We start from the raw sequence: 26027 nt of genomic DNA, 5'->3' as shown, positions 1-26027 counted from the left end.
ATCCATGTTACTGAACTCATCCGATTCCCTTACATCCCGCTGGGCCCCCCGGCTGGTGACTTTTGCGGTCTGGGCTTTGGCGCTGGCCAGTGCGGCGTACTGGGGGCTGAAGTCCACGGCCGATGCCGCCGGTCCGCAGACGGCAGTGTCCACACAGATGCCCTTACCCCTCGACACGGCAGCCGTGGCCCGCGTGCTGGGTGCCGTGCCGCAGGACATTGGCTCCGAGCCCCTGGTCAATCCTTCGACCCGGTTTGCACTGTCAGGCGTGGTGGCGGGCCGGGGCCGTGGTGGCGCGGCACTGATTTCGGTGGATGGCAAGCCGCCCAAGCCGTTCCGGGTGGGCAGCGTGGTGGACGGTAACCTGCTGTTGCAATCTGTGGGCCCGCGCCGGGCCGAGCTGGCTACGCGGCTGGAGGGCCCGGCGGCGTTTGCGCTGGAGTTGCCGGTTCGAAAGTAAGCCACTCGCCGTAGCCGGGGGCCGCATGCGGCCACTGGTCGGCCCGGTCAAGGGTGCGTGTGCCTGCTGCCAGCAAGCCGCAGGCCCGTGCCACCCCGGCGTGGCTAATCCATAGCGTGGGCTGGGTGCCCACCGCATCCCAGGCCGCGGCCACCCGCTGCATGAACATCTGTACCGATTCCCCGCCGCCGGGCCGGTGCCGGGCGAAATCATCCGTCCAGGCCTTGAGCGCGGGCTGGCCGATGGCATCCCAGCGCTGGCCTTCCCAGTCGCCAAAATCCATCTCGCGCAGGCGGGGGTCGAAAATAGGGGTCAAATCGGGCCTCAGCGCTGATAGATTAAGCGTGAGCAGCTCACATCTTTGTAGCGGCGAGCTGATGACGATCAGCCCCGGTGGCAGTGCTGCAGCTAGTTTTTCTGCTGCGGCTTGCGTGGCCAGCCTGTCCGCCGCCACATCCAGCGCGCCGTAGCAAATGCCCGGCTCTACCAGCGGCTGGGCGTGCCGGACCAGCCAGAGCGTCATAAAGCGATGGCCGCGCCCAGGTAGAACGCAATCTCACAGACCTGCTGCGTGGCACCCAGGCAGTCGCCGGTAAAACCCTGCAGCCGCCGCTGGAACATCCGCCCCATCCAGGCCAATGCCAGCAGGCTGGCCAATATGCCTGCTATTAAAAAAGGAGCTTTTTGCGCCCATACCACCAGCACAAACGGCATAAAACACCATAAAAATGCCACGCCCAGCGCACCGCGGCTGATCTGGTCGGCCAGGGGCTTGCTCTTGGACGTGGCGGTGTCGCCCACGTGCGGCAGCAGGCGCACCAGCACCAGCGGGCAAAAGCGCGACCACACATGGCCGCCCACCAGCGCCGCCAGCAAGGCCGTGCCGCTGCTCGCGTCCAGCAGCGCCAGCAGGGCGATCTTGGCGCTCAGCGCCAGCACCAGCGCCATCGCGCCGTATGCGCCGACGCGCGAATCCTTCATGATGTCCAGCGCGCGCTCGCGCGGAACAAAGCCGCCCAGGCCATCGGCCACGTCGGCCAGGCCGTCTTCGTGGAAGCCGCCGGTGAGCAGCACGGTGGCGATGGTGCACAGCACCGCCGTCACCAGGGCACTGCCCACCTGTCCGTGCAGCAGCGTGCCGCTGAGGGCCGCCACCGCGCAGGCCACCAGCGCCACCAGCCAGCCCACGCCGGGAAAGTGCGCCGCACTGGCGCGCAGCATCGCTGGGCTGTAGCCTACCCAGGCCGCCAGCCGCCCGGTCACCGGGATGCGGGTGAAGAACTGGACGGCCAGCAGGTAGTGGCGGACGGAATCCACTAGCTTTGCAGGAAGAGGCGGTACACCGGGTTCAGCGTTTCTTCAATGCACGGGTAGTCCAGCGCGTCCAGGAACTTGGCAAAGGCTTTGTCGTCTGCCTTGGGCACCTGGATGCCGACCAGAATGCGGCCATAGTCCGCGCCCTGGTTGCGGTAGTGGAACAGGCTGATGTTCCAGCCCGGGCGCAACAGGGTCAGAAACTTCAGCAGTGCACCGGGCCGCTCGGGGAAGATGAAACGCAGCAGGCGCTCGTCCTTGGCCAGGGTGGAGTGGCCGCCGACCATGTGGCGGATGTGCTCCTTGGCTAGCTCGTCGTGGGTCAGGTCCAGCGCCTTGAAGCCCTGCTTGCTGAAGTTGGCGGCGATCTTGGCCGACTCGCCCTTCGCCTGGGTGGTCAGGCCCACAAACACATGGGCCTTGGCCGCGTCGTTGATGCGGTAGCTGAACTCGGTCACATTGCGCGGGCCGCCGGGCAGCTCGGCAATCACGCCGCAAAACTTTTTGAAGCTGCCGCGCTCTTCGGGCACGGTCACGGCAAACAGGGCTTCGCGCTCCTCGCCCACCTCGGCCCGCTCGGCCACGAAGCGCAGGCGGTCGAAGTTCATATTCGCACCGCACAGGATGGCGGCGTAGGTTTCGCCCTTGGTTTTGTGCTTGGCCACGTACTGCTTCATGGCCGCCACCGCCATCGCGCCCGAGGGCTCGACGATGCTGCGGGTGTCGACAAACACGTCCTTGATGGCGGCGCACACTGCATCGGTATCCACCGTGATGTAGTCGTCTACCAGGCCGCGCGCCACGCGGAAGGTTTCTTCGCCCACCAGCTTCACGGCGGTGCCGTCGGCAAACAGGCCCACGTCGGCCAGGGTGACGCGCTTTTTGGCCTTGACGGACTGCAGCATCGCGTCCGAATCCTCGGTCTGCACGCCGATCACCTTGATCTCGGGCCGCACCGCCTTGATGTAGTTGGCCACGCCCGAGATCAGGCCACCGCCGCCAATGGCGACAAACACCGCATCCAGCTTCTGCGAGCCCAGGCTTTGCAGCTGGCGCAGGATTTCCATGGCAATCGTGCCCTGGCCCGCGATCACGTCCGGGTCGTCAAAGGGGTGGACAAAGGTCAGGCCCTGCTTTTTCTGCAGTTGCAGCGAATGGTTGTAGGCGTCGGTATAGCTGTCGCCAAACAGCACCACTTCGCCGCCCAGTGCCGCCACCGCGTCCACCTTGAGCTGGGGCGTGGTGGTGGGCATCACGATCACGGCGCGGGCACCCAGCTTGCGGGCGCTCATGGCCACGCCCTGGGCGTGGTTGCCGGCCGAGGCGCAAATCACGCCTTTCTTGAGCTGCGCCGGGGACAGGTGCGCCATCTTGTTGTACGCGCCGCGCAGCTTGAAGCTGAACACCGGCTGGGTGTCTTCGCGCTTGAGCAGCACGGTGTTGTTCAAGCGCTGGCTCAAGTTGCGGGCGGGTTCCAGCGCAGTTTCAATCGCCACGTCGTAGACGCGGGCAGTCAGAATCTTTTTCAGATAGTCGGCGGGGGTGAGCGGCTTGGGGGCTTTTACAGCTTTGGCGGGTGCGGTTGTCATTAATCCTCCTGGGTCTTGGATGATAAGGGGCAGCCAAAACCGTTCTGAAAAGGCATAAAAAAAGCCCCGAGTCTTGCGACTCGGGGCTTAAATCCACCTTTTCAGAGGGTGGAGGAGACAACCGGGGTAACAAAGTAACTTTGCTACGATGGGTTGATTGTAATCGTTTTCCCTTAGTGATGTTGCGATGCAGCACGTTCGGTGTGGCGAAAAGCGTGAACAAGTTGGCAGCGCGGGCAAAATCGGGCAGTTTCCTCCGTAATTTAGTTAAAGAAAGACAGCAGCATGGAATGCACAGTCAGTTGGACCGGCGCAGCGGGCACCCGTTCGGGCATGGGCTTTGTCGCCGAAACCGGCAGCGGCCACACCTTGACCATGGACGGCGCGCCCGACGCGGTCAAACCTGAAAACGGTGGACAGAACCTGGCCCCGCGCCCGATGGAAACCCTGCTGGCGGGCACCGGCGGCTGCACCGCTTATGACGTGGTGCTGATTTTGAAGCGGGGCCGCCACGATGTGCGCGGCTGCTCGGTCAAGCTGGTGTCCGAGCGCGCCGAGGTCGATCCCAAGGTGTTCACCAAGATCAACATGCATTTCACCGTGACTGGCAAAGGCATTCCCGCCACCGCGGTCGAGCGCGCCATCGCCATGAGCCACGGCAAATACTGCTCCGCCACCATCATGCTGGGCAAGACGGCAGAAATTACCACCAGCTTTGATCTGGTCGAAGCGGCTTAAACAGGACTTACGCAAGTTCCCCCTGTAAGCCCGAAGGGTGGTACAGGGGCGCCGCGTAAGTACTATTAAATCTTGTACGCCACGGTGGTCATCACCTTGGCGGCCAGCGTCATCAGGGTTTTGACAGGCGCGGGCAGGTCCAGCGCGCCGGCCAGCGTGGCCTGTTGCGCGTGGCGCTCTTCGTCGTCTTTCATCTGCACCACGATGGCGCGCGAGGCATGGTCGTCGGCGGGCAGGTGTGCCAAGTGGCTTTGTAGATGCGCAGCCACCTGGTTTTCGGTTTCCACCACAAAGCCCAGGCTCCAGCGGTCACCGCCGAACTGACCAGCGGCCAGCCCGAGCCCAAAGGCCCCGGCGTACCACAGGGGATTCAACACGCTGGGGTGGCTGCCCAGCTCGTCCAGCCGCTGGCGCGTCCAGGCCAGGTGATCGGTTTCTTCGTCTGCGGCGTGCAGGAAATGGCTGCGCAGCGTGGGGCTTTGGGTGACCAGCGCCTGCGCGGTGTACAGCGCCTGGGCACACACCTCGCCCACATGGTTGACCCGCATCAAAGCCCCGGCGTGGGCCTTGTCCGCAGGGCTGAGTTCGGTGGCGCGTTCGGGCACCGTCGGGCAGCTGCGGCTGGCGTGCGGCTGGGTGAATACCGTACGCAGCGCGGTGTCAGCGGCGCGGCACAGCTGGTCGAGGGTGGGAAGTCGGGGCAAGGACAGGCGTGGGCTGGATGAAGACATCTCGCCACTGTAAAGCAAGCGCATCCGGTGGCTGCCGTCCAAAAAAAAGTCCTCCGCAGGGGAGGACTTTTCAGCACAGGCCGTTCAGGCCGGTAGATCAGAAGCGGTGGCGGATGCCGAAGGCCACGTTGTTGGAATCCACGCCTGCCGCACGGGTGACGCCACCCAGAAAACCGTTGCCGCCGGGGGCCAGCTGCGAGGTGTTCTTGTTGTTGAAGTGGGTGAGGACAGCGTTCAAATCGGTACGCTTGGACAGCGCATAGGTGTAGGCCACGCCATACGAGGCACGGTCGGCATTGGCTGCGGTTTTGTCGTTCATGGTGTTGTACGCCACGGTGACGGTGTTGGCACCCATGGTCATGCGGTAGCCGATGTGGAACACATTGGAGTCTTGCTTGAAGTTATTGATGAAGGCGTTTTGTACCTGCAGAGCCAGCACCGGGCCAAGGACGGGGCCGGCATTTTGAACCGCGCCGGGAGTTAGGGCCGCGGCAATTCCGGACAAGCCTGCAGGATTGTCATCCTTGATATTGGCCGCAACAGCACTTAGAACGCCGGGGCCAATGTCCACCGATGCGCCCAGAATTGCATTGGTCAGTGATTTCTGGCCGAGTTCGTTCTTTTGGGTGTTGTATCCCGCGCCAATGCCATAACCATTGCCCTTGTACATCGCCATGGCACCCAGCAGGCGGCCTGCAGAGTTGTTACCAGCGACTTCGCCGAAGGCATACATGGCGGTGGCGGTGAGTCCACCCGTTTTAATGGCGTACTGCACCGAGTTGCTGGTACGGATCGTGAAAGATACCGGTACAGCCACCAGTTGGCCCACGGCCAGGCTGGACTCGGTGTGCATAGAGTCAAACGCGCCTACCGCCAAATAACCGGGGGTGTACTGGCGGCCCGCCGTGATGGCACCCACGGGGGTCACCAAGCCGACATAGAGCTGCCGGTCAAACACATTTTTTTCGCGGACATTCACGCCCAGGGAGGAACCGATCACGGCACCTGCACCCGCCACCAAACCCTGGTACAGGGCTTGGACCTGGGGGCTGGCCGATGTCAAACCCATCTGGTTGGCAAACGATACCCGGTCTGGCAGCTGTGAGCCCGATGCGGTGGTGTTGTAGGACGCGCCGGTATCCAGTTCCACCCGGCTCTCCAGCGTGAATATGGCCTTGTATCCGCCGCCCAGTTCTTCATTGCCCTTGAGGCCCCAGCGCGAGCCCTCCATGATGCCGCTGGCCAAGTGGGTGACGGAGCCCTGCTTCAGTCCGGTCACGTGGTTGATGCCCGCGTCGGCAATGCCGTACAGCGTAACGCTGGTGGCGGATTCCTGTGCCATGGTGGTGGTGGCGATACAGGCCAGTGCGGCTGCAGAAACCAAAGTCATCTTCTTCATACGTGCTCCAGAGTAATTCTTAAATAGCGCAGCCGTGCTGCTGTTTTCATAGCGAACTTGAGGCGTTCACCTGGCTGCGTGAGCCTGGATGTTGCCAAATTACAGGCGGATGCTGGTCGCTTGTGCGACTTTTTTTACAGGTAAAAACCCTGTGTAACCGCGCTTCTCCAAGGGCGGCGCAGTTCACTTCGGATGTCCATTGTGTTTCCCGTTGGCAAAGTTACAACACCAGTTCGTTGAGTGTGTAACAAAACTGGCCAAAGTTACGAATTGGTTACTTTATGGATGGGCTTGCCTTGGCCTGCATGCAAATCGGGCAAAAACCGTTGTTTAAATTCAACATATTTGGGAATGTGACAAGCTATTCACCTAATGTTTATAAGCCGTCTGGTGTAATCGCGGCAGCTTCTGACCAAGAAGTAACGTTGAGGTGGCAGCCAGACTGCGAACCCGACATCTTTCAATCTTTGGAGATATTTGAATGAAAAAATCCCTGATCGCTTTGGCAGTTCTCGCCGCTTCCGGCGCTGCCATGGCCCAATCGTCCGTGACCCTGTACGGTATCGTTGATCTGAACTTGGCCAGCGAAAAGACTTCCACCACGGCTGCTGGTGTTACCACTGGCGTTCGCCAAGCTCTGGTTAAGAGCGGCAACGTGAACACCTCGCGTTGGGGCCTGCGCGGTTCCGAAGATCTGGGTGGCGGTCTGACTGCCAACTTCAAGTTTGAACAAGGTTTCAATGCAGACGACGGCACCGCCAAAGCGGTTCCCGGTTTTGCAGCCACCACACCTGCTACGCCTGCCGCCTTCGCGCGCCAGGCATGGGTTGGTTTGGCTGGTGGTTTCGGTGAGACCCGTCTGGGCCTGACCACCACCGCATTTGACGATGTGAGCGGTGCTTCCAACGCAGTTTGGGACTCGCTGCTGTCGCCTATGAACTCGGTGTTCAAGTCCACTGGCTACACCTCGCGTCCTGGCAACACCTTCTACTACGCTACGCCTAACTTCAGCGGCCTGACCGCAGCAGTGAGCTACAGCCTGGGCGAGAACAAGACCGCTACCGTCGGTGCTGGCTCTGTGGCAAGCGTGTTTGTTGCCTATGCTAACGGCCCTGTGGCTGCGCATCTGGGTTACCAGAACGAAAAATCCACCGGTGCAGTGGTTGCCAAGAAGTACCTGCGTTTGGGTGCCTCCTATGACCTGGGCGTTGCAAAACTGCTGGGTACCTACGGCAAGGCAGAAAACATGGCCAACGTGAACGACTCCGACGCAACCGACTACCAGTTGGGTGTGGACGTTCCTGTCGGCGCGGCTCTGACCCTGTCGGGCAGCTACGCTCAGTCGAAGAACAACGCTACCGCTGGCAGCGAAAAGCGCAAGGGCTGGGGCCTGGGCGCCAAGTACGCTCTGTCCAAGCGCAGCACCATTTACGCTGGCTTCGAGGCTGACAACGCCAAGACTTCTGCTGGTGTGACCACCAAGAAGCACGACATCGCTTTGGTCGGTATCAACCACAAGTTCTAATCGAACGACCGCCAGCCTGATCGGGTTGGCTTAAAGGCAAATAACTAGAAAAGCCGCTGGGTGCAAATCCAGCGGCTTTTTGACGTTTGAAAGAGTGTTACTCGGCGGACTCGGACGCTGCGGGTTTCTTGTTTTTGCGGGCGTCCTTCTTCGCCTGGCGCGCGGTGTCGGCGGCCTGGCCCACGGCCAGCCACTGGGCGAATTCGTCCGGGGTTTCCAGGGTGACGCGGCCCAAGGTGGCGGCGCGGAATTCGGTGAGCACGATCTCGGCGGCTTTTTGCAGGTTGACTTTGCCGCCGCCCAGCAGCCCACCGCGTTTGCGGGCGATCTCGGTGAGCACGGCGATGTCGGTCAAGCCCAGGATGGGGTCCAGCTTGTAGCGCTCTTCGACAAAGCCCGCGTAGTGCTTTTGCAGAATCAGCAGCAGCTCCAGCGCCACTTCTTCTTCGTCAAACGCATTGCGGCCAATCGAGCCGCAGGCGGCCAGGTGGTAGCCGCTTTGCTCGACGATGATGCGCGGCCACAGCATGCCGGGCGTGTCGTAGGCATAGAAGTCGTCGGCCAGCACGATGCGTTGCTCCAGCTTGGTGATGCCCGCTTCGTCGCCGGTTTTGGCGGCGCGTTTGCCCTTCAAGGTGTTGATCAGCGTGGACTTGCCCACGTTGGGTACGCCGCAAATCAGCACCCGCATGGGCTTGACCATGCCGCCACGCAGCGGGGCCAGCAAGCGGCAGGCGGGGATGAGGCGCTGGGCGGGGGCGGTTTCGCTGGCATCCAGGGCGATGGCGCGGGTGCCGGGCAGGGCGTTGTAATGCGCCAGCCACAGGGCGGTGCGGGCCGGGTCGGCAATGTCCTGCTTGTTCAGGATTTTCAGGGTGGGCGTGCTGCCGATCAGCTCGGCCAGCATGGGGTTGGCGCTGGAGCCGGGCATGCGCGCGTCCAGCAGCTCGATCACCACGTCGGTCTCTTTGAGGCGCTCGGTGATGGCTTTTTTGGTCAGGTGCATGTGACCGGGGAACCATTGGATGGCCATGGGGGTACTTTCTATGTTTTGGTGCTGCTGGATGTACTGCCAAAAGAGACTAAATCCAGCGGCAGGGCCGTGGTGGACTTGATTTGCTCCATGGAGAAGGCGGATGACACGCCGCTCAAAGGCACGGCCTGGATGAGCTTTTTGTAGAAGCGATCGTAACCGCCGATGTCGGTGGTCACCACCTTGAGCAGATAGTCCACGTCGCCGCTCATACGGTGCAGCTCCTGGATCTCGGGCAGGGCGGATGCGGCAGCGGCAAACTGGGCCAGCCATTTCTCGTCGTGCTGGGCGGTGCGGATGCTGACGAATACGGTGATGGGCAGGCCCACCTTGTGCCGGTCCACCAGCGCCACGCGGCCCGTGAGATAGCCGTCGTCTTCCAGGCGTTTCAGGCGCTTCCAGCAGGGGGTGGTGGACAGGCCCACCCGCTCGGCCAGCGCGGCCACCGACAGGCTGCCGTCGACCTGCAGCGCGCCCAAAATGGCGTAGTCCAGTCGGTCAAGTTCGTTCATGCTGCATTTTTAAAAAATATGGTTTATTTGTTCTTTTATTTGACTTGATTGTAATATTTTTGGAATCCGTATTTCAGACTGGGTAGGTAGGATTCACCGCCATGAACTCCACCATTTATCTCGATTGCAACGCCACCACCCCCGTGTTGCCCGCCGCCCTGGCCGCCGCGCAATACGCCATGGGGGCTGTGTTTGGCAACCCCAGCAGCACGCATGCCACGGGTGTGCAGGCCCGCCAACTGGTCGATGCCGTGCGTGCCCGTGCGGCGCGGGTGCTGGGTGCGGGTGAAGGCGACGTGCTGTTCACCAGCGGTGCCACCGAAGGCATCCAGACGGCGGTGCTGTCCGCCCTGTGTGCCGTGCGGGAGCGAATGGCGCGTGGCGAAGCGGTGGGCACGCTACTTTTGTACGGGGCCACCGAGCACAAGGCCGTGCCCGAAAGCCTGGCGCATTGGAACCGGGTGCTGGGCTTGCAGTTGGAACTGCAGGCCTTGCCGGTGGCGCGCAGCGGGCGGCACGACCTAGCCGCTTTGCGCGCCCTGGCACCGCAGGCGGCACTGGTATGCACCATGGCTGCCAACAACGAGACCGGCGTGGTGTCAGACCTGGCGGGCATCGAGGCCGTGCTGACCGAGGTGGCCCCGCACGCCTACTGGCTGGTGGACTGCGTGCAGGCCTTGGGCAAGTTACCCCTCCACCTGGCGCAGACGCGCATCGACTACGCCCCGTTTTCCGGCCACAAGCTGTACGCGCCCAAGGGCATTGGCCTGCTGTACGTGCGCCCGGGCGCGCCGTTCACCCCGTTAATGGCCGGGGGTGGGCAGGAAGACGGTTTGCGCTCGGGGACAGAGAACATGGTGGGCATCGCGGCCCTGGGCGCGGTGCTGCAGGCGCTGGAGGACGGCGGCAGCTTCAGCAGCCCTACCCAGATGCTACAGTTTCGAGAGCTTCTCACGCTCAGTCTACGGGCGGTATGGCCCGAAATCGTCTTCAATGCCAGGTGGGACGATAGTCTGCCTACCACCCTGAACTTCTCGGTGCCCGGCTTGCCCAGCAGCGCGGTAGTGGATGCCCTGGGTGCCGTGGGCGTGCAGGTCAGCGCGGGCAGTGCGTGTTCGGCCAAGAAGGCGGCACCCAGCTATGTGCTGCAGGCCATGGGCGTGCCCGATTGGCAGGCCGCATCGGCGGTGCGCATGTCGTTTGGGGCGATGGCCGATGCGGACTTTATCCAGGCCGCCTGCGCCCGCATCGCCCAGTGCGGCACCGCGTTGCGAGCCCGTACCGATGCTGCCGAGGCGCTGCGCTGCGGCCCGCCCTTGGAGGTGGACGCGGCCATGCACCTGGTGCCTGCCCAACTGGCCGACTTTTTTCAGCAGCATCCCCGCGCCCTGCTGGTGGACGTGCGCGAACCCCAGGAACATGCCGCCGACCCCCAGCCTTTGGGCTGTGGCCGCACGGCATTGAATGTGCCGTTGGGGAGTCTGGATGGCTATCTGGCCGACTGGCTGGGTGCCACGCCCCAAGCGCTGGTGTTTGTTTGCCGCAGTGGCCAGCGCAGCCAGCGGGCGGTGCACACCCTGCGGCAACTGGGCTATGCGCAGGCTTGGCAGTTGCTATCTAAAGAGTAGCTCCTCATGCTGATGGAATAAGCGCTAGCGCCCTAAAAGGCTTAAATTTATCAATACCGGAAGAGTTGTCCGTTGCCCATGCGCACCCGGTCACCCACGCGCAGGTCGGCCTGCACCGGTACGGTGAAATAGCGGTAGCTGCCGTCGTCGCCTTGCACGCCCACGCGGTAGGACTCGTTGAGCTGGCCGGGTTGCTGCTGGCCTTCGATGGCATTGCCTGCAATTGCGCCACCAAATCCGCCCAGCACGGTGGCCGCAGCCCGGCCCGAGCCGCCGCCGATCTGGTGGCCTATGACCGCGCCGAGGATGCCGCCAATCAGCGCGCCGCCGCCGGTGGCCTGGGGCCGTTCCTGGGTGCGGACGAGTTCCATTTGCGCCACGCGGCCCGTGTCGACCCGCTGCGCCTGCTGCATGGGCTGGGGGGCCTGCTGGTAGGTGGGTTGCGGATAAGAGGTTTGCTGGTAGGGCGGCGCGACCACGCAGGCACTGAGGCCGGTGGCGAGCAGGGTGGCGGTCAGGACGCTGGAGACAAAACGCATGGAAGTTCCTAGGGAAATAGGTTTGGGCATCAATCTATGACGCGCCAAACGGTGTGTGGTTGACAGGGTACGCCCGGCATCGGTTCCACAGCCTGCGTTAACGCTTTGTAATCGCGACAATCGCCGGTCTTATTGGACTATCTTCTAACCAACGTTTACTGTGAAATTCAAAGACTTTATCCGCACCATCCCCTACCTGGCCTGGGTGGTGATCTACACCGCGTTCTGAGCGGGCATTTTTGCCGCCATTCTGGGGGCGGTCACGCCCGAGCTGCGCGAGGAACTCGACAACTACCAGCAGCTGGGCATCCTGATGATGGTGTGGTCCAGCGGCTCGGTGCTGGGGGCTTTGCAGGGCGGGCGCATGGCGCAGCGCTACCCGCCCCGGCCCTTGTTTTTGGGCTACACCGCCGTCGCGCTGCTATCGATTGGGCTGGTCGTGCTGTCACCCAATTTCGGCACGCTGCTGCTGGGGTTTTTTGTGGTGGCGCTGGTGGAGACGGCGCTGTTCACCCTGGCGCACGGCATCCTGGCCGATGTGAGCCCGCAGCCTGAGCTGCGCGCCCGGCTGCTGAGCATGGTGGACGTGGCCTTCAGCCTGGGCAATTTGCTGTCGCCCCTGTTGGTGATTGGCGTGCAGACGGTCAACACCAATTGGCGCGCGCCCTATGCGCTGTATTTGTTGCCGCTGCTGTCGGTGCTGCTGCTGTTTTGGCCGCGCCGGTATTTTGCGCAGCTGGGCTCGCCGCACCACGCCGCAGAAAATGGGGCTGGAGGGGCGGGCGGCGCACTCAGTTACGTGCAGTTGCTGCGCCGCCCGGTGATCGCCTGGACGGTGGCGGGCGGGGTGCTGGCAGGCTTTCTGGAGTGGGGCCAGAACTTTTGGTATGTGAGTTACGGCATCAACGCCCAGCAGCTCAGCCCCAACGCCGCGCGGGTGGGTTTGCAGTTTTTTGTGGCGGGCATGGTGGCGGCGCGGCTGTGGCAGGCGTTTTTCCACAGCAATTGGTCGATACGGCAAAAGCTGTGGCGGCTGAACCTGCTGGCGCTGGCGGGCATGGCGCTGAACGTGCTGCTGCCGGGCGTGGGCGGTTGGGCGCTGCCCGCAGTGGGCAATCTGCTGTTTGGCCTGGGCGTGGGGGTGGTGTTTCCGGTGCTGCTGGCCACCATGATCGACGCGGCACCGGGCCAGGCTTCACGGCTGTCGGCCCTGCTGATGCTGGGCTTCAGCCTGGGGTCGCAGTTGGCCGGGGTGGTGGTGGGCAGTCTGTCGGACTGGGTGGGGCTGCGCTGGGCCTATGGCTGCATGCTGCTGGTGGTAATGGCTTTCACGGCGGTGGTGTGGAAGATCGTGCACTTCGCCCCGCCCGCCTCCCACTTACAAACGAAATAGACCTCCAGCGCTTATTCCATCAGCACAAGCAGCTATTCTAAATATAGCAGTGGTTTAACCAGGGCAGGTGGCGGCAGCGTCCGCTTCCAGCGCCTTGACCGACGCGGCCATGCTTTGCGCGGCGCGCTGGGTCAGCCGCTGCGCACCCTGGGCCAGGGCGGCGATACCCACGCCTACGGGCTCAGACTGGCTCCATTGGCAGGCCAGGTTGCGCGCACCGTCGCTGCGGCGGATGGTCCAGCTGAAGCTGGCCTGCACCTGCTGGTCCACAGCGGCATCCCATTGGCGCAGTTGCACGGCGATGCGGTACACCGGCTGCCCGGCCAGGCGGCCGCCGGTGCTGACATCGATGGCCCCGAGTTGCTGGCCGATGCCGCTGGCCAGCGCGTCGTGCAGCTCGCTGTTGAAGGGGGCGGCCCAGCGGTGCGTGTCCAGCACCTCAAACGGGTTGGTCGCGCTGCGCACCACCAGTTGCGGGCGCACCAGGCGCTCGGGCAGGGCGATGGGCGGCACCTCGATCTGCAGCGCGCTGGAGGGTGCCGGTGGCAGCGTGGGGGCCAGGCTGTAGTGGCGGGTGGCGGGCGGGGTGGCGCAGGCGGCCAGCAGCAGGGCCAAGGCCCCGGTGGCGTACTTCAACTTCATTTTTTCTCCTCGGATTTCTCGGACTTGCCGCGCAGCAGCGACTCGGGGTGCTGCTCCAGGGTGTCGGTCAGCACTTTGATGGAGGCGGCGGCGCGGTTGACTTCGCGCAGGGTCTGGCGCAGGTCTTGTTGCAGCGGCGCGTCGTCGGCCAGGGTGCGCTCGGCTGTGCCCAGGGTGCGGTTGGCAGCGCCCAGGGTGGTGCGTGCGTCTTGCATGGCGGCGGTGAGCGCCGGGGCCACGTCGTTGTTGAGCTTTTTCACCAGTTGCTCGGCGCCCGCCAGGGTCTTGTCCAGCGTAGCCAGGGTTTTGCGCAGGTCGTTGCTGAGCTGCTCAAACGGCACTTTGTTGACCTTGGTGACGATTTCCGACACCTGGTTCTGCAGCTCGTCCAGGCCGTTGGGCAGGGTGGGGATCTCGATGGGGTTGATGCCGGGATCGCCGCCTTTGTGGCTGGCCAACTCCACGGCCGGTGCCTTGGGGAAGAAGTCCAGTGCCACGTACAACTGGCCGGTCAGCAGGCTGCCGGTACGCAACTGGGCGCGCAGGCCCCGGGCCACCATTTGCTGCAGACGCTGCTGTTGCACCGCGGGGGTTTCGGATGGCAGGGCACCGGACGCAGAGCCCAGGCGGTCGGGGTAGATCTCGACCAGCACCGGCATGCGCAACTGGCGCTTGCTGCGGTCAAATTCCACGCCGATGGAGACCACCTTGCCCAGCACTACGCCGCGAAAGTCCACCGTGGCACCCGGGCTCAGGCCGCGCAGCGACTGGTTAAAGTTGAGCAGCAGCGTCTGCGCCGGGCCGTCGGGGGCCTTGAGGGCGGTGGTTTCGTCGTCGGCCAGGGTGAAGCTGGTGTTTTCGCTGGCCTGCGGGCCGGTGGCATCCTGGGGCGCTTGCAGGGCAATGCCGCCCAGCGCCACGGTGGCCAGCGACTGGGTGCGCAGCTTGAAGCCGCTGGCGTTCACCTCCACGTCCACGCCGCTGGCATGCCAGAAGCGGGTGTTGGCACCCACAAACTTCTCATACGGGGTGTTGACGAAGACGCGCAGGGTGACGCCCTTGCCATCTTCGTCCAGCGCGTAGGCCGCCACCTGGCCGACCTTGATGCGGCGAAAGTACAGCGGGCTGCCGATGTCCAGCGAGCCGATGTTGCTGGCGCGCAGCACAAACTGCCGCCCCGAGGCATCGCGGGTGACGATCGGGGCCACTTCCAGCCCGGTGAAGGTGCTGCGGGTGTCGGTGGAGCTGCCTGCGTCGGCGCGGATGTAGGCCCCCGACAGCAGGGTGCCCAGGCCGCTGACCCCGGCGGCCTCCAGCCGGGGCCGGATGACCCAGAACCGGGTGTCGCTGGCCACAAAGCTCTTGGCCTCTTTTTGCAGCTGCACGGTGGCGATGATGCGGGAGCGGTCCTCGGCCAGGGTGATGGCGGTGACCGAGCCGATCTCTACGTCCTTGTACTTGACCTTGGTCTTGCCCGCCACCAGCCCCTCGGCGGTGTTGAAGGTTATATCGATCACCGGCCCCCGGTCGCGCAGGGTTTTGACCACCAGGGTGATGCCCACCAGCGCGGCCACGATGGGGACGATCCACACCAGCGACGGCAGCCAGCGGCGCGCGCGGGTGACGGTGGGGGCGGGCAAATCGGCTGGAAGATCGGTGGGCAAAGGTTCAGGTGGGCTCATGCGGTCGATGGTGCAAAAGGTGGTCGGTAGAAAGCGGCTCGGGGTCGTCCCAGGTCAGGCGCGGGTCAAAGCTTAAAGCGGCCAGCATGGTCAGCACCACCACGGTGGCAAAGGCGGCGATGCCCAGCCCGGCGTTGACTTCGGCCAGCCCCTGGATGCGCACCAGCCCGGCCAGCAGCGCCACCACAAACACGTCCAGCATCGACCAGCGGCCAATCACTTCGACGATGCGGTACAGCCGTGCCCGGTCGGCCCGGTTGTGGGGGCTGTGGTGCTGCGCCATCCAGCACAGGATGGTCAGCGCGCCCAGCTTGAACAGCGGCACCAGAAAGCTGGCCACAAACACCACCGTGGCCAGGCCCCAGGCCCCGGTCACCCAGAAGTAGATCACCCCGCTCATGATGGTGTCTTGCTTGGTGGTGAGCAGGTTGCTGGTCACCATCACCGGCAGCAGGTTGGCGGGCAGGTACATCAGGTAGGCGGCCACCAGCAGCGCCCAGGTGCGGTTCAGGCTGTCGGGTTTGCGGCGGTGCAGCGGGCTGCCGCAGCGCCCGCAGGCCGCGCCCTCGGTGGCCCCCTGCCAGACTGCGCCGCAAGGGTGGCAGGCTATCAGGCCTAGCGAGCGAGCCGATTTCGGGTCGCTCATGGCTTTGGCCCATCAGGCACCGTATCGAACGCGAGATGCCAGAAGTTGCGCGGAGGGAACGACAAAATGGCCGTCAGCAGCACCGTCAGCGCCACAAACGCGCCCAGCGCCGGGCCGGCAATCACCTCGGCCGAGCTGGTCAGCTTGACGATGGCCACCAGCACGCCCAGCAAAAACACCTCCACCATGCCCCAGGGTTGCAGCATTTGCAGCAGTTTCACCAGCGCGGCAAAGCCCCAGGTCGTGCGGCGCGGGCCGGGCAGGGGCAGCAGCAAATACAGCAGCACCAGCAGTTGCAGCAGCGGAAACAGCAGGGTGGTGGCCAGCACCAGCGCTGCCACCTCGCCCAGGCCTTCGTCGGTGAGGGCGGCCACCGCGCCCACCAGGGTGGTGTCGCTGACCTGGCCGCCAATCACGATGGTCACGATGGGGAACAGATTGGCCACCGCAAACATCAGCAGGCCCGCCAGCACCAGCGGCAGCATGCGCTGGTGGGCATCGCCCTGGTAGCGCTCCAGCTCGGTGCCGCAGCGGCTGCAACGCGCGGTTTCACCCGGCTGCAGCCGCGTCTTGGGATAGACCGCGTCGCAGCCTTCGCAGAGGATGGCGTGGGGGACGAGTTGCATGGGGGAGGGCATGGAAGGAGCGTACTTTAGTCGGTTTATACCTGCCTGTTGTCCGGTCATCGCTTATGGGTAAACTGACCCTATGTACATCTCTTTACAGAAGCTACCCGGCTTCTCTTCCTCCACCCATGAGCCGTGAACTGCGCGATGCGTTTGGCTGCTTTGCCACCGGGGTGACGCTGGTCACCACCCACTGGAACGGGCAGGACTGGGGTATGACCTGCAGCTCGTTCAACGCCGTGTCGCTGGACCCGGCCCTGGTGCTGTGGAACATCCGCCACAGCAGCGCCAGCCATGAGGCTTTTGTGCGCGGCGGCGGCTACACCGTCAGCGTGCTGGGCATCGAACACAAGGAACTGGCCCAGGCCTTTGCCCGGGGCAGCCAGGCCGAGCGCTTTGCGGCGGGGCAATTTGTGCGGTTGCCAAACCAGCGCCTGCAACTGGTGGACGCGCTGGCCTGGTTCGACTGCACGCTGCAGCAAACCATGACCGCCGGGGACCACGACATCCTGATTGGCCAGATCGACGCCAGCGGCAGCCGCCCGGGCCGGGGCCTGGTGTTTGAGCGCGGGCAGTTCGCGGTGGACACGCTGGAGGTAGGCGTTGCGCCGACCTCGTCGTTTGAATGAGCGACTGGATCGTGCCGGACTGGCCTGCACCCGCGCGGGTGCGCGCCGTGTTCACCACCCGCACGGGCGGCGTGTCTGCCGCGCCGTATGACGCACTGAACCTGGGCGACCATGTGGGCGATGCGCTGGCCGACGTACAGGCCAACCGGGCCACATTGGCCGACGCAATAGCCGCCCAGCCGGTGTTCCTGCAGCAGGTGCATGGCCGCGTGGTGGCCCACCTGAGAGGGCCGAGCCCTGAGCCGCTGGTGGCCGATGCCAGTCTCACCACCCAGCCCGGCATCGCCTGTACCGCGATGGTGGCCGACTGCCTGCCGGTGCTGTTCACCGACATGCAGGGCACGGTGGTAGCCGCCGCGCATGCGGGCTGGCGCGGCCTGCTAGGCGTGGACGGGCAGGGCGTGCTGGAAGCAACTTACAAGGAAATGAGGGCTGTGGCGCTTATTCCATCGGCGCAAGCAGCTACTGAAATAATAGCGTGGCTGGGGCCGTGCATCGGACCTACGGCCTTTGAGGTGGGGCCGGAAGTGCCCGCCGCCTTCATCGCCCAGCAGCCCGAGGCCGCCGCATGCTTTGTGCCCCACGGCGCGGGTAAATGGCTGGCTAACTTGCCGGGTCTGGCCAGGCTGCGTTTGCAGGCGCTGGGTGTGCAAGGCATTTACGGCAACGACGGCGGCCTGGACTGGTGCACCGTCAGCCAGCCGTCACGCTTCTTCTCGTACCGGCGCAGCGGGGTCTGCGGGCGCATGGCCGCCTGCATCTGGCTGCAGGGCTGACGCTTGTTCGGCTGCCTCACGCCGCTTGATCGCCTTGCGCCGCGCGGGCGCGCCCATCAGGTACACCACCAGCGACACCGGGCCCAGCCCGTACAGTAGAAACGTGAGGATGCCGCCCATGACAGTGCCGTTAGTATTGGTCGCCTCGGCGACAGCCATCATCAGGGCCACATATAGCCAGCCAATCGGAACTATGTACATACAAATTGTTTCAAATTCAGAGAGGTCTACGCAGTACCCGCAAGGTTTTATGCCCCGCTGTCAGTTACCGTCTACAACCTAAAAACGGCCCGTGCCCGGCACAGGCCCAAAAAATCCGCTTTGCGAGGAGCTTCCATGCATTCTGATCCAGACTGGGCCAAATCCGCCCAGCAATTCCAGCAGACCTTGGGCGACACATGGTCGCGGGCTTGGGCCGATGCCATCAAGCCGGTACAGGGGCTGGATTTGGGCCTACCGGCAGGCGGCATGCCCGCTACACCCCAGATCAATTTTTCCGCTACCAAGCTGCAAGCTCTGCAAAAGCAGTACCTGGAAGAATCGGCCGCGCTGTGGAACCAGAGCATGGATGCCGCCGCCATCGCCAAGGACAAACGCTTCTCGGCCAAGGCCTGGGCGGAAAACCCCCTCACCGCCTACACTGCCGCCTCCTACCTGCTGACCAGCCGCACCCTGATGGGCCTGGCCGACGCGGTCGAGGCCGACGACAAGACCCGTGCCCGTATCCAGTTTGCGGTCGAGCAGTGGATGGCCGCGTCTGCGCCCAGCAACTACCTGGCCATGAACGCCGAGGCGCAAAAAAAGCTCATCGACACCCAGGGCGAAAGCCTGGCCAAGGGCCTGAAAAACCTGATGCACGACATGCAGCAGGGCCATATGTCCATGACCGACGAGAGCCTGTTCGAGGTGGGCCGCAACGTGGCCACCACCGAAGGCGCGGTGGTGTTCGAGAACGAGCTGTTCCAGCTGCTCGAATACAAGCCGCTCACGGCCAAGGTCTACACCAAGCCCTTTTTGCTGGTGCCGCCTTGCATCAACAAGTACTACATCCTCGATCTGCAGCCTGAAAACTCGCTGATCCGCTACGCGGTAGAGCAGGGCCACCGCACCTTTGTGGTGAGCTGGCGCAACCCCGACAAGTCCATGGGCAACAAGACCTGGGACAACTACATCGAAGACGCTGCTATTAAAGCCATAGCAATAACCCAAGAGATCACCGGTGCCAAGACCATTAATGCCTTGGGTTTTTGCGTGGGCGGCACCATTCTGAGCACAGCCACTGCCGTGCTGGCCGCACGCGGCGAAAAGCCCATCGCCAGCCTGACCTTGCTGACCACCCTGCTGGACTTCAGCGACACCGGCATCATCGACATCTTTGTGGATGAGGCCATGGTGAAGTACCGCGAGCAGCAAATGGGCAAGGGCGGCATGCTGCCCGGCGGCGATTTGTCCAGCACCTTCAGCTTTTTGCGGCCGAATGATCTGGTGTGGAACTACGTGGTGGGCAACTACCTCAAGGGCGAGACCCCGCCACCGTTCGACCTGCTGTACTGGAACTCCGACTCCACCAACCTGCCCGGCCCGTTCTACACCTGGTATTTGCGCAACACCTACCTGGAAAACAAGCTGGTCCAGCCCGGCAAGGCGGTGGTGTGCGGCGAAAAAATCGACCTGCGCAAGATCGACATGCCCGCCTACATCTACGGCTCGCGCGAAGACCACATCGTGCCGATTGGCGGGGCCTATGCCTCCACCCAGCACCTGCCGGGCCCCAAGCGCTTTGTGATGGGCGCATCCGGCCACATCGCCGGGGTGATCAATCCGCCGGCCAAAAAGAAGCGCAGCCACTGGATCAGCGATGCCACCAGCTTCCCGGCCAAGGCCGAGGACTGGATCGCCACCTCCACCGAGCACGCCGGTAGCTGGTGGACCGACTGGTCCACCTGGCTCAAGGGCCACGCTGGCAAGCAAATTGCTGCACCTACCGAGTACGGCAGCGCCGATTTCAAGGCGATTGAACCCGCACCGGGCCGCTACGTAAAAGCCCGTGCACAGTAGAAATCCGTATACAGAAAATGTGCTACTTGGTTCTACACTGCAACGCTAATTAACCATTCCGTACAAATGTGCGGACAGGCACTAGACCCACCGACCGATCCCAATTACCAACGAGACCCAGGAGCAAAAAATGGAAGACATCGTCATCGTCGCAGCGGCCCGTACCGCCGTAGGCAAATTCGGCGGCAGCCTCGCCAAGACCCCCGCCACCGAGCTGGGTGCCCACGTCCTCAAGGAAGTGCTGGCCCGCAGCGGCCTGGCCGCCGAACAGATCGGTGAAGTCATCATGGGCCAGGTGCTGGCCGCAGGCGCGGGCCAGAACCCGGCCCGCCAGTCGGTGCTGAAAAGCGGCCTGCAGCAAGGCACACCCGGCCTGACCATCAACGCCGTCTGCGGCTCCGGCCTGAAGGCCGTGATGCTGGCGGCCCAGGCCGTGGCCTATGGCGACAGCGAAATCGTCATCGCCGGTGGCCAGGAAAACATGAGCGCCTCGCCCCACGTGCTGCTGGGCAGCCGTGACGGCCAGCGCATGGGCGACTGGAAGATGATCGACACCATGATCGTCGATGGCCTGTGGGACGTGTACAACCAGTACCACATGGGCATCACCGCCGAAAACGTGGCCAAGAAATACGGCATCACCCGCGACATGCAAGACGCTCTGGCCCTGGCCAGCCAGCAAAAAGCCGCTGCCGCGCAGGAAGCCGGCAAGTTTGTGGCCGAGATCGCCCCGTTCAGCATTGCCCAGCGCAAGGGCGACCCGATCATCTTCGCGTCCGATGAGTTCATCAACAAGAAGACCACCGCCGAAGCCCTGGCCGGCCTGCGTCCCGCGTTCGACAAAGCCGGTGGCGTGACCGCTGGCAATGCCTCCGGCCTGAACGACGGTGCTGCCGCCGTGATGGTGATGACCGCCAAGAAAGCCGCCGCCCTGGGCCTGACCCCGCTGGGCCGCATCGCCAGCTTTGCCACCACCGGCCTGGACCCCGCCATCATGGGCATGGGCCCGGTGCCTGCGTCGCAAAAAGCCCTGGCCCGTGCGGGCTGGAAGGCGCAAGACCTGGACCTTCTGGAAATCAACGAAGCCTTTGCTGCCCAGGCCTGCGCCGTCAACAACGAAATGGGCTGGGACACCAGCAAGGTCAACGTCAATGGCGGTGCCATTGCCATCGGCCACCCCATCGGCGCGTCCGGCTGCCGCATCTTGGTTACGCTGCTGCACGAAATGCAGCGCCGCGATGCCAAGAAGGGCATTGCCTCGCTGTGCATCGGCGGCGGCATGGGCGTTGCTTTGACGATCGAACGCTAATTTATTGCGTATTTTTTAAAACAAACAGGAGATAGAACATGACTCAAAAAGTAGCGTACGTCACGGGTGGCATGGGTGGCATCGGGACCGCCATTTGCCAGCGTCTGCATGCCGACGGCTTCAAAGTGATTGCCGGTTGCGGCCCTACCCGCGACCACGCCAAGTGGATCGCTGAGCAGGCGGCCCTGGGCTTTACCTTTTACGCATCGGCAGGCAACGTGGGCGCGTGGGATTCCACCGTCGAAGCTTTCACCAAGACCAAGGCCGAGCACGGAACGATTGATATTTTGGTGAACAACGCCGGTATCACCAAGGACCGCATGTTCCTGAAGATGAGCCGCGAAGACTGGGATTCGGTGATCGAAACCAACCTGAACAGCATGTTCAATGTCACCAAGCAAGTGGTGGCCGACATGGTGGAAAAGGGCTGGGGCCGCATCATCAACATCTCTTCGGTCAACGGCGAAAAAGGCCAGGCTGGCCAGACCAACTACTCGGCTGCCAAGGCCGGTATGCACGGTTTCTCGATGGCCCTGGCGCAAGAGCTGGCCACCAAGGGCGTGACGGTCAACACCGTCAGCCCCGGCTACATCGGCACCGACATGGTCAACGCCATCCGTGAAGACGTGCTGGCCAAGATCGTGGCCCAGGTTCCGGTCAAGCGCCTGGGCAAGCCCAGCGAAATCGCCTCCATCATCTCTTGGCTGGCGTCCGAAGAAGGTGGCTACGCTACCGGCGCGGACTTCTCGGTCAACGGTGGTTTGCACATGGGCTGATCGCCCAGGCGCAGCTCCCCAAAACCCGCTTCGGCGGGTTTTTTTATTGCGGCGCGGGCACCGGCACGGTGGTCACGCTCTCGCGCAGCACGCCGCCGCTTTGCGCGCTGCCGTCCACGCCTTCGGGTTTTTGCATGCGGACTTCGCAGGCGGTGCGTTCATCGCCCTGGAACACGGCGCAGCGGCGCAAGGCGTTTTGCTGGTACTCGGAGGGCGCGGCCGCCGTCAGCCCACCCCGGCGGGATTCGGCCAGGGCGCGCTCGGCTTCGATCTTGCAGGTGGCTACGTTCTGGTTGGACTTGCCGCTGTGGCACAGGGCCATGTCCTGCTTGTAGCGGGCCTGGGCACTGGCGGACGCTGCAGGGTCGGCGGCCTGTGCGGCGGCGGTGCACAGCAGTGCGGACATCAGGAGGAGGGTGCGGAGGGACATGGTGGAATCCTGGGTGGGCAAATCGCCAATATGCGCTTTGGCCCGCCCGCCGTCTGTGCGGCGGCGCACACACAGATACTACATTTTTAATAGCTGCTCACGCTTATTCCATAAGCGCAGAGGGCCGATTTCTTATAAATCGCGCACCAGGGCTCCCAGCGCGGCCATGGCGGCTTCCATGCGGGCATCCCAGGGGTGACCGAAATTCAGGCGGATGCAGTGGCGTAGACCCTGCCGGGCCGAGAACATCGGCCCCGGCGCGATGCTGATGCCCTGGGCCAGCGCCTGCTGGTGCAAGGCCAGCGCGTCAAAGCCGGGCGCAAAAGCCACCCACACAAAGTAGCCACCGCCAGGCTGCGACACCTGCACGTCGGCGGGGAAGTAGCGGGCGATGGCCGCCACCAGGCTGGCGTGCTGCGACTCCAGCACATGGCGCAGGCGGCGCAGGTGCTTGTCGTAGCCGCCGTGCTGCAGGTAGTCGGCCAGGGCAGCTTGGGCGGGCAGGCTGGCACCCAGGGTGGTCATCAGCTTGAGTTGCGCGATGCGCGGGCCGAAGCGTCCGGGCGCTACCCAGCCTACGCGGTAGCCGGGGGCCAGGGTTTTGCTGAACGAGCTGCAATGCATCACCAGGCCGTGCTGGTCATAGGCCTTGGCGGGCAGCGGGGCCTGGTTGCCGAAGTACAGCTCGCCGTACACATCGTCTTCGATCAGCGGGATCTGGTGGCGGGCCAGCAGGGCCACCAGCCGCTGTTTGCCAGCCGCCGACAGGCTGGCCCCGGTGGGGTTCTGGAAGCTGGTCATCAGCCAGCAGGCCTTGACCGGGTGGCGGCCCAAGGCCTGCTCCAGCGCGTCCAGGTCCAGGCCGTGCTGGGGGTGCACGGGGATTTCCAGCGCCCGCATCTTCAGCCGCTCCAGCGTTTGCAGGCTGGCGTAAAAGCCGGGCGACTCCACCGCCACCAGGTCGCCGGGCTGGGCCACGGCGGCCAGGCACAGGTTCAGCGCTTCGAGCGCGCCGCTGGTCACCACCAGGTCTTCGGGGGGCTGGGCCATGCCCATGGCCAGATAGCGCAGCGCAATCTGCTGGCGCAGCCCGGCATGGCCCTGGGGCAGGTGCTGCACCGATTCCCAGGGCGAGCTGCGGCGCATGCTGCGGCCCAGCGACTGGGCCAGGCGCTGCAGCGGAAACAGCGCGGGCGAAGGAAAGGCCGAGCCCAGCGGCGCAATGTCGCGCTGCTGGGCCGCGTCCAGCACGGCAAACACCAGGCCGCTGATGTCCACTTTGGCCGCCACCTGGGCGGGTGGGGCCACGGTGCGGGGCAATGGAGCGGGCAGGGCGACGGCCCCGGTGACGAAGTAACCAGAGCGTTCACGCGCCCGCACCAGCCCTTTTTCTTCCAGCCGGTAGTAGGCCTGGAAGGCGGTGGACGGGCTGATGCCGTGCTGCGCAGTCAGCGTGCGGATGCTTGGCATGCGGCTGCCCGGCGCGCGCTGCCCAGAGCGGATGTCGGCGGCCAGCAGGTCGGCCAGTTGTTCGTAACGTTTCATCTGTGCTGTAGATTTTTACATTTTTGGCATCTGGTATGGTTTTTTAAATGCCTACTGCTGCTGTCTCTGGCCTCGGCACTGGGGCATGATTGCCCATCGTGAAAATACTTCTTTCTCTCTTGTTTCTGTTCGCGGCAACCGCCAGCCAGGCCGCCCCGCCACCGTTTGAAGACACCATCGCCCAGCGCACCCAGGCCTGCACCGCCTGCCACGGCAAAGAGGGCCGCGCCGCCAGCGACGGCTACTACCCGCGCATAGCAGGCAAGCCTGCGGGCTATCTGTACAACCAGTTGCTCAACTTCCGCGAGGGCCGCCGCCACTACGGGCTGATGGCGCAAATGGTCGATCCGCTCAGCGATGCCTACCTGCTGGAGATCGCGCAGTATTTTTCGCAGCTGGACCTGCCGTACCCCGCGCCCCAGCCCACCAACGTGACCGCCGAAGTGCTGCGCCGGGGCCAGGCGCTGGTGCAGCAGGGCGATGCCGCGCGCCAGATCCCCGCCTGCGTGCAATGCCACGGGGCGGCGATGACTGGGGTGGCCCCGAATGTCCCCGGCCTGCTGGGCTTGCCGCGCGACTACCTGAACGCCCAGCTCGGCGCCTGGCGCACCGGCCAGCGGCGGGCCCACGCGCCCGACTGCATGGGCCCAGTGGCGCGCCAGCTCAGCCCCGACGAAGTCAACGCCGCCGCCAGTTGGCTGGCCGCCCAACCGCTGCCTGCTAACACCCATCCGGCCACCAAGCTACCCGCCTTGCCGCCCGGTGCCCAGGCCATCGCCTGCGGGAGCGCGCCATGAAGAAAGTCATCTTCGCTCTGTGCGGCTTGGCCGTAGGACTGGTTGCGTTGGTGTGGCATCTGAACACCCAAGACGAGCCGGACCTGTCCGTCACCGCCCTCAACGCCACGCCCGAGCTGCTGGCGCGCGGTGCCTACCTGGCCCGGGCGGGCAACTGCGCGGCCTGCCACACCACCCGGGGCGGTACACCGTATGCGGGAGGGCGCGGTATCGACACGCCGTTTGGCACGGTCTACAGCAGCAACCTCACGCCCGATGTGCGCACCGGCATTGGCAGCTGGTCGGCGGCGGAGTTCTGGCGGTCGCTGCACAACGGCCGCTCCAAAGATGGGCGGTTGCTGTATCCGGCCTTTCCGTACCCCAGCTATACCAGCGTGACCCGCGCCGACTCCGACGCGCTCTACGCCTACCTGCACAGCCTGCCCGCTACCAATCAGCCCGCCACACCCCATTCGCTGCGCTGGCCGTTTAACCAGCAGGCGGCCCTGGCCGTGTGGCGCGCGCTGTATTTCAGCCCCAGCAGCTTCCAGCCCGAACCCGCCCAATCCGCCGAGTGGAACCGCGGTGCCTACCTGGTGCGTGGCCTGGGCCACTGCGGTGCCTGCCACACCGCCCGCAACGCCCTGGGCGCAACGGACGAGCGGCTGGACCTGGCAGGCGGCCTGATGCCGGTGCAAAACTGGTACGCACCCTCGCTCACCTCCGCCCAGGAAGCCAGCGTGCAAGACTGGCCGCTGCAGGATGCCGTGCGCCTGCTGCAAACCGGCGTGGCTCCGCAGGGCAGTGTGCGCGGCCCCATGGCCGAGGTGGTGCAGCAAAGCACCCAGCACCTGAGTCCGCAGGATTTGACCGCCATGGCCACCTACCTGAAAGCCCTGCCGCAAACCCCAGCGCAGCCCGCGCGCGACGTGCCCACCACGCCGCGCAATGCCGAACGCGGCGAGAAGCTCTACGAGCAGCACTGCGCCCAGTGCCACGGCGCACAAGGCCAGGGCGTGGCCGGGGCCTACCCGCCGCTGGCAGGTAACCGCGCCGTCACCATGGCCAGTACCGCAAACCTGGTGCACGCGGTACGCAATGGCGGCTTTGCACCGGCCACCGCAGGCAACCCGCGCCCGTTTGGCATGCCGCCGTTTGTGCTGGTGCTCAACGATGCCGACATCGCTGCCGTGCTGACCCACATCCGCACTTCCTGGGGCAACCAGGCCGCAGGGGTGACCGAGCTGGAGGTGGCTAAACGCTGATCTGTC

At 64.3% G+C, this 26027-nt stretch carries 27 protein-coding genes; 12 read left to right on the top strand and 15 right to left on the bottom strand.

Annotated elements, in window-relative coordinates; genetic code table 11:
- Positions 1-4: 4 nt before the first annotated feature.
- Positions 5-460 (top strand): type II secretion system protein N, encoded by a 456-nt coding sequence (locus tag AC097O_RS02480; protein ID WP_479591304.1) that lies wholly within the window; start codon positions 5-7, stop codon positions 458-460.
- On the opposite strand, the gene AC097O_RS02475 is transcribed toward AC097O_RS02480, so the two are convergent.
- The 3 genes from AC097O_RS02475 to ilvA are packed head-to-tail and all read right to left on the bottom strand — an operon-like array spanning position 405 to position 3363.
- Complete coding sequence (locus AC097O_RS02475) at positions 405-983, bottom strand: histidine phosphatase family protein (RefSeq protein ID WP_479591303.1); 579 nt, start codon at positions 981-983, stop codon at positions 405-407. The genes AC097O_RS02480 and AC097O_RS02475 overlap by 56 nt on opposite strands.
- Positions 980-1777, bottom strand: a complete 798-nt coding sequence (locus AC097O_RS02470; RefSeq protein WP_479591302.1) for an adenosylcobinamide-GDP ribazoletransferase — start codon at positions 1775-1777, stop codon at positions 980-982. Before AC097O_RS02470 ends, AC097O_RS02475 begins: the two co-directional genes overlap by 4 nt.
- Positions 1777-3363, bottom strand: coding sequence for a threonine ammonia-lyase, biosynthetic (gene ilvA / locus AC097O_RS02465; protein ID WP_479591301.1), 1587 nt, complete (start codon positions 3361-3363; stop codon positions 1777-1779). The genes AC097O_RS02470 and ilvA overlap by 1 nt, the downstream gene beginning before the upstream one ends.
- Positions 3364-3648: 285 nt before the next feature.
- Here ilvA and AC097O_RS02460 point away from each other — a divergent pair, with 285 nt between their 5' ends.
- Positions 3649-4101, top strand: a complete 453-nt coding sequence (locus AC097O_RS02460; RefSeq protein WP_479591300.1) for an OsmC family protein — start codon at positions 3649-3651, stop codon at positions 4099-4101.
- A gap of 65 nt (positions 4102-4166) precedes the next feature.
- Here AC097O_RS02460 and coq7 read toward each other — a convergent pair whose 3' ends face one another.
- Both coq7 and AC097O_RS02450 read right to left on the bottom strand, forming a co-directional pair.
- The gene (gene coq7, locus AC097O_RS02455; RefSeq protein ID WP_479591299.1) at positions 4167-4832 is read right to left on the bottom strand and encodes a 2-polyprenyl-3-methyl-6-methoxy-1,4-benzoquinone monooxygenase; all 666 of its coding nucleotides are present in this window, start codon (positions 4830-4832) and stop codon (positions 4167-4169) included.
- 97 nt (positions 4833-4929) lie between these two features.
- Positions 4930-6231 (bottom strand): porin, encoded by a 1302-nt coding sequence (locus tag AC097O_RS02450; RefSeq protein ID WP_479591298.1) that lies wholly within the window; start codon positions 6229-6231, stop codon positions 4930-4932.
- Positions 6232-6712: 481 nt separating this feature from the next.
- Between AC097O_RS02450 and AC097O_RS02445 the strand changes: the two genes are divergently transcribed.
- Positions 6713-7756 (top strand): porin, encoded by a 1044-nt coding sequence (locus tag AC097O_RS02445; RefSeq protein ID WP_479591297.1) that lies wholly within the window; start codon positions 6713-6715, stop codon positions 7754-7756.
- 97 nt (positions 7757-7853) lie between these two features.
- On the opposite strand, the gene ylqF is transcribed toward AC097O_RS02445, so the two are convergent.
- The gene (gene ylqF / locus AC097O_RS02440) at positions 7854-8789 is read right to left on the bottom strand and encodes a ribosome biogenesis GTPase YlqF (RefSeq protein ID WP_479591296.1); all 936 of its coding nucleotides are present in this window, start codon (positions 8787-8789) and stop codon (positions 7854-7856) included.
- 11 nt (positions 8790-8800) lie between these two features.
- A complete protein-coding gene (locus tag AC097O_RS02435; RefSeq protein WP_479591295.1) occupies positions 8801-9301 on the bottom strand; it encodes an Lrp/AsnC family transcriptional regulator in 501 nt (166 codons plus the stop codon).
- Between the two features lie 101 nt (positions 9302-9402).
- Between AC097O_RS02435 and AC097O_RS02430 the strand changes: the two genes are divergently transcribed.
- Entirely contained in the window at positions 9403-10929 is a 1527-nt protein-coding gene (locus AC097O_RS02430; RefSeq protein ID WP_479591294.1) for an aminotransferase class V-fold PLP-dependent enzyme, read from the top strand.
- A 50-nt stretch (positions 10930-10979) separates the two neighbouring features.
- Here AC097O_RS02430 and AC097O_RS02425 read toward each other — a convergent pair whose 3' ends face one another.
- Positions 10980-11468, bottom strand: a complete 489-nt coding sequence (locus AC097O_RS02425) for an outer membrane lipoprotein (RefSeq protein ID WP_479591293.1) — start codon at positions 11466-11468, stop codon at positions 10980-10982.
- Positions 11469-11703: 235 nt separating this feature from the next.
- Here AC097O_RS02425 and AC097O_RS02420 point away from each other — a divergent pair, with 235 nt between their 5' ends.
- On the top strand, positions 11704-12861 hold the full coding sequence (locus AC097O_RS02420) for an MFS transporter (protein ID WP_479591466.1): 1158 nt from the start codon (positions 11704-11706) through the stop codon (positions 12859-12861).
- A gap of 54 nt (positions 12862-12915) precedes the next feature.
- On the opposite strand, the gene AC097O_RS02415 is transcribed toward AC097O_RS02420, so the two are convergent.
- From AC097O_RS02415 to AC097O_RS02400, 4 genes are read right to left on the bottom strand one after another with little or no spacing between them, the layout of a single operon-like run.
- Positions 12916-13503 carry a PqiC family protein gene (locus AC097O_RS02415; RefSeq protein ID WP_479591292.1) on the bottom strand — a complete coding sequence of 196 codons (588 nt, stop codon included), beginning with the start codon at positions 13501-13503 and terminating at the stop codon, positions 12916-12918.
- Positions 13500-15185, bottom strand: a complete 1686-nt coding sequence (locus tag AC097O_RS02410) for a PqiB family protein (RefSeq protein ID WP_479591291.1) — start codon at positions 15183-15185, stop codon at positions 13500-13502. The genes AC097O_RS02415 and AC097O_RS02410 overlap by 4 nt, the downstream gene beginning before the upstream one ends.
- Positions 15172-15831, bottom strand: a complete 660-nt coding sequence (locus AC097O_RS02405) for a paraquat-inducible protein A (protein WP_479591290.1) — start codon at positions 15829-15831, stop codon at positions 15172-15174. Before AC097O_RS02405 ends, AC097O_RS02410 begins: the two co-directional genes overlap by 14 nt.
- Positions 15828-16457: a paraquat-inducible protein A gene (locus tag AC097O_RS02400; RefSeq protein WP_479591289.1), complete on the bottom strand. Its 630-nt coding sequence runs from the start codon at positions 16455-16457 to the stop codon at positions 15828-15830. The genes AC097O_RS02405 and AC097O_RS02400 overlap by 4 nt, the downstream gene beginning before the upstream one ends.
- A gap of 128 nt (positions 16458-16585) precedes the next feature.
- On the opposite strand from AC097O_RS02400, the gene AC097O_RS02395 reads away from it, so the two are divergent.
- Both AC097O_RS02395 and pgeF read left to right on the top strand, forming a co-directional pair.
- Positions 16586-17086, top strand: a complete 501-nt coding sequence (locus AC097O_RS02395; protein ID WP_479591288.1) for a flavin reductase family protein — start codon at positions 16586-16588, stop codon at positions 17084-17086.
- On the top strand, positions 17083-17862 hold the full coding sequence (gene pgeF / locus AC097O_RS02390) for a peptidoglycan editing factor PgeF (RefSeq protein ID WP_479591287.1): 780 nt from the start codon (positions 17083-17085) through the stop codon (positions 17860-17862). Before AC097O_RS02395 ends, pgeF begins: the two co-directional genes overlap by 4 nt.
- On the opposite strand, the gene AC097O_RS02385 is transcribed toward pgeF, so the two are convergent.
- Positions 17791-18063 carry a hypothetical protein gene (locus tag AC097O_RS02385; protein ID WP_479589531.1) on the bottom strand — a complete coding sequence of 91 codons (273 nt, stop codon included), beginning with the start codon at positions 18061-18063 and terminating at the stop codon, positions 17791-17793. The two genes, pgeF and AC097O_RS02385, sit on opposite strands and share 72 nt — an antisense overlap.
- A gap of 135 nt (positions 18064-18198) precedes the next feature.
- Between AC097O_RS02385 and phaC the strand changes: the two genes are divergently transcribed.
- The 3 genes from phaC to phbB all read left to right on the top strand — a co-directional run bounded on the left by phaC (position 18199) and on the right by phbB (position 22005).
- Positions 18199-19920 (top strand): class I poly(R)-hydroxyalkanoic acid synthase, encoded by a 1722-nt coding sequence (phaC, locus tag AC097O_RS02380; RefSeq protein ID WP_479591286.1) that lies wholly within the window; start codon positions 18199-18201, stop codon positions 19918-19920.
- Between the two features lie 130 nt (positions 19921-20050).
- Positions 20051-21229 carry an acetyl-CoA C-acetyltransferase gene (locus AC097O_RS02375; protein WP_479591285.1) on the top strand — a complete coding sequence of 393 codons (1179 nt, stop codon included), beginning with the start codon at positions 20051-20053 and terminating at the stop codon, positions 21227-21229.
- A 38-nt stretch (positions 21230-21267) separates the two neighbouring features.
- Positions 21268-22005 (top strand): acetoacetyl-CoA reductase, encoded by a 738-nt coding sequence (phbB, locus tag AC097O_RS02370; RefSeq protein WP_479591284.1) that lies wholly within the window; start codon positions 21268-21270, stop codon positions 22003-22005.
- 43 nt (positions 22006-22048) lie between these two features.
- Here the strand turns inward: phbB and AC097O_RS02365 are convergent, their stop codons facing one another.
- Complete coding sequence (locus AC097O_RS02365) at positions 22049-22435, bottom strand: hypothetical protein (protein WP_479591283.1); 387 nt, start codon at positions 22433-22435, stop codon at positions 22049-22051.
- Between the two features lie 132 nt (positions 22436-22567).
- Positions 22568-23980: an aminotransferase-like domain-containing protein gene (locus AC097O_RS02360; protein WP_479591282.1), complete on the bottom strand. Its 1413-nt coding sequence runs from the start codon at positions 23978-23980 to the stop codon at positions 22568-22570.
- 98 nt (positions 23981-24078) lie between these two features.
- On the opposite strand from AC097O_RS02360, the gene AC097O_RS02355 reads away from it, so the two are divergent.
- Together AC097O_RS02355 and AC097O_RS02350 are read left to right on the top strand one after the other, a co-directional pair.
- Positions 24079-24777, top strand: a complete 699-nt coding sequence (locus tag AC097O_RS02355; RefSeq protein WP_479591281.1) for a c-type cytochrome — start codon at positions 24079-24081, stop codon at positions 24775-24777.
- Positions 24774-26021: a c-type cytochrome gene (locus AC097O_RS02350; protein ID WP_479591280.1), complete on the top strand. Its 1248-nt coding sequence runs from the start codon at positions 24774-24776 to the stop codon at positions 26019-26021. The genes AC097O_RS02355 and AC097O_RS02350 overlap by 4 nt, the downstream gene beginning before the upstream one ends.
- Positions 26022-26027: the final 6 nt, after the last annotated feature.

Source organism: Rhodoferax sp. LS1P39 (assembly GCF_056521425.1).
The sequence above is the reverse complement of the archived record's forward strand: the minus strand, read 5'-3'. Positions and strand labels throughout refer to the sequence as shown.